The following is a 2,860-nucleotide window of genomic DNA, read 5'->3' as shown; positions in this document are numbered from 1 at the left end:
CTCGACCAGCCAGTCCAGGTGCGCGCGCGGCGCGGCGAGCAGCACGGCCGCGACCCGCGCGGCGGCGGCCCGCTCCGCCTCGGGCGCGGCGAGCCGGTCCAGCGTGTCCGCCAGCGTCCGCGCCGCGGTGGCGAGCCCGGCGGCGCGGTGCGCGATCCGGTCGATCACCCGGTGCGCGGCCTGCTCCTCCCCGACCCCGTCGGCGGCGGCGAGCACCGCGACGAGGTCGTGCACGTCGCCGCCCGCCCGCTCGCGGCGGAAGGACGCCAGGTCGTTGCACCAGGCCAGCGTGTCGGCGGTGGCCTCGGTGAGCGCCGTCCACGCCGGGAGGTTCAGGACCCGCGCCGGCAGCTCCACCCCGACCACCGGCTCGACCACGTCGAACAGGTGCGGCCCGCACGCGGCCCGGCGCGCGGCCGGGTACCGCTCCGGCGTCGGGACCTGCCCGGTGCGCCGGTTCACCGCCTCCCCGGCGCAGGCCGTCCGGTGCGACTCCAGATGCAGCAGGAACCGGCGCCGCCACCCCGCGCTCATGCCCGCCGACGTCCGCCGCCACAGCTCCCCGAGCGCGCTCTCCAGCGGGCGCGCGCCGGGCCGGGCCGCGCCGCGCCGGACCGCGCCCAGCAGGTCGTCGTACAGCGCGCGGACGGCGGTCGCGCTCGCCGCGAGCGGCGGCCGGTCGAGCGTGTCGTCGAGCGCGAACGTCCAGGTCAGCCAGTGCGCGAGCAGTTCGACGCGGTCGAGGTCGGCGGTCGGCAGCAGCCGCGCGGCGAGCCGGTCGCAGCGGGCCCGGCCGAGCGGCGAGGTGTCCGGGTCGCCGAGCACCAGGCCGTGCGCGCGGGTCCAGTCGTCCTGCCGCCCGGCGAGCGGCCACGCGCCCGGATGCATGGTGGACGGGGCGGCCAGCGAGTCCACCCGGTCGGTCAGCGAGAGCAGCGTTGAGACGTCCACGACCCGCTCCACGCTAGTGATCGGCGGCGCCGCGGCCGGCCGACCGCCACGTCAATTTTCGGGAAACGGGACGGGCCGCCCGGGGATGTCCGGGGCCGCGCCGCGGCCGTGGGATAGTCGTGCCAGATCCCCTGTGCGCAAGGAGCAGAGCGTGTTCCGACGTCCCCTCTCCCGAGTCCCGCAGGCCGCCTCGGCGGTGCTCGCCGCGGTGGCCGCGGCGTCCCTCGCCGCCGGGTGCGGCGTGCGGCAGGGCGAGGTGAAGGGCGTGGCCCTGGTCGACCGGACGAGGCTCACCGTCTGCACGCACGGCCCGAACCCGCCCTTCGAGGAGCGCCGGGACGGCCGGTTCACCGGCTTCGACATCGACCTGATGGCCCTGGTCGGCAAGCGGCTCGGCGTCCCGCTGAAGGTGCGGGAGACGCAGTACGCCCCGATGGAGTCCGGGTCGGCGCTCACCGCCGAGCGCTGCGACGTCGTGGCGTCCGCCATCACGATCACGCCCGAGCGCACCGCCGACGTCGCCTTCTCCAAGCCGTACTTCGACGTCTACCAGATGGTCGTCGGACGCAAGGGCCCCTCCTACGCCTCGCCCGCCGCGCTCCAGGCCGCGCACCTCCGCGTCGGGACGCTGCAGGCGACGCAGGGCGAGCGGGTCCTGCGCGACGCCGACCTCGCCACCGTCTCGTACAAGACGCCGGAGGCGCTTCTCGACGGGCTGCGCGCGCGCCAGGTGGACGTCGTCGTCGCCGACCACCCGGTCGCGCTGCGCTGGCTCCGCGACCCCGCCAACGCGACCGCGTTCAAGGCCCGCGGACGCTTCGGAACCGGCGAGCAGTACGGGTTCATGGTCCGCAAGGGCGGCGACCCCGGACTCGTCCGGGTGATCGACCAGACCCTCGACGCGGCCCGCGCGGACGGCTCCTACCAGCGCGTCTACGCGAAGTGGATCGGCCTGTCACCTACCGTCCGGCGGTAATGACCATGGTAGAAATCGTCTCCACGTGCATCACAACCCCCTGGAGGATCACGTGTCCGGACGCATTCCCCGACTCCCGGCGCTGGTGGCGGCGGGAGTCGCCCTCGTGCTCGCGACCGCATCCGCGTGCGGCGGCGACGACGGCGGCGCCACCGTGCAGGGCGCGAGGCTCGTCAAGAAGGGCGAGCTCATGACCTGCACCCACCTGCCGTACCCGCCGTTCCAGTTCGAGAAGAACGGCAAGGTCGTCGGCTTCGACGTCGACCTGATGGACCTGGTCGCCAAGAAGCTCGGCGTCACCCAGAAGGTCGTGGACACCCCGTTCGAGACCATCAAGACGGGCGCGGCGCTGAACGCCGGCAAGTGCGACGTCGCCGCCGCCGGCATGACCATCAAGCCCGAGCGCGCGAAGTTCATCGACTTCACCAAGTCGTACTTCGACGCCACCCAGGCCGCGATGTCGAAGAAGGGCGCCACGTTCGCGTCCGTCGAGGACCTGAAGAAGGTCAAGGTCGGCACCCAGGCGTCCACCACCGGCGAGGACTTCGTGCACGGCGCGAAGATCGACTCGGTCTCGTTCGACGACTCGGCGGCGCTGCTCAACGGGCTGCGCACCGGCAAGGTCGACGTCATCGTCGAGGACTACCCGGTCGTGCAGGGCTGGCTGAAGGACCAGGCGAACTCCGCCTACGCCATCGCCGGCAACTACAACACCGGCGAGCAGTACGGCTTCGCCGTCCGCAAGGGCAAGAACAACGGGCTGAAGGACGTCATCGACTCCGTCATCGCCCAGGCCCGCACGGACGGCTCCTACAAGACGATCTACGAGAAGTGGATCGGGCCCATGCCCGAGGGGCACTGACGTGGCGTCCACCTCACCCGAGGCCGCCGCGCCGCGCGGCGGCCTGACCCGCAGGCGGCGCAGGCGGCTGG

The 2,860-nt window shown here is 73.7% G+C and carries 3 protein-coding genes; 2 read left to right on the top strand and 1 reads right to left on the bottom strand.

The genetic code is table 11. The annotated features are described in order from the left end of the window. The coding region (locus AB0J52_RS34740) for a terpene synthase family protein (protein WP_500187141.1) at positions 1–951 on the bottom strand (951 nt) is incomplete at its 3' end. Between the two features lie 151 nt (positions 952–1,102). Here AB0J52_RS34740 and AB0J52_RS34735 point away from each other — a divergent pair. Continuing rightward, on the top strand, positions 1,103–1,927 hold the full coding sequence (locus tag AB0J52_RS34735) for an ABC transporter substrate-binding protein (protein WP_500187140.1): 825 nt from the start codon (positions 1,103–1,105) through the stop codon (positions 1,925–1,927). 25 nt (positions 1,928–1,952) lie between these two features. Continuing rightward, positions 1,953–2,789 (top strand): ABC transporter substrate-binding protein, encoded by an 837-nt coding sequence (locus AB0J52_RS34730; protein ID WP_500187138.1) that lies wholly within the window; start codon positions 1,953–1,955, stop codon positions 2,787–2,789. The last annotated feature ends 71 nt before the right edge of the window (positions 2,790–2,860 follow it).

It is taken from the genome of Spirillospora sp. NPDC049652, from assembly GCF_040675125.1.
Classification (GTDB): domain Bacteria; phylum Actinomycetota; class Actinomycetes; order Streptosporangiales; family Streptosporangiaceae; genus Spirillospora.
This window is presented reverse-complemented; position numbering and strand designations above follow the sequence as displayed.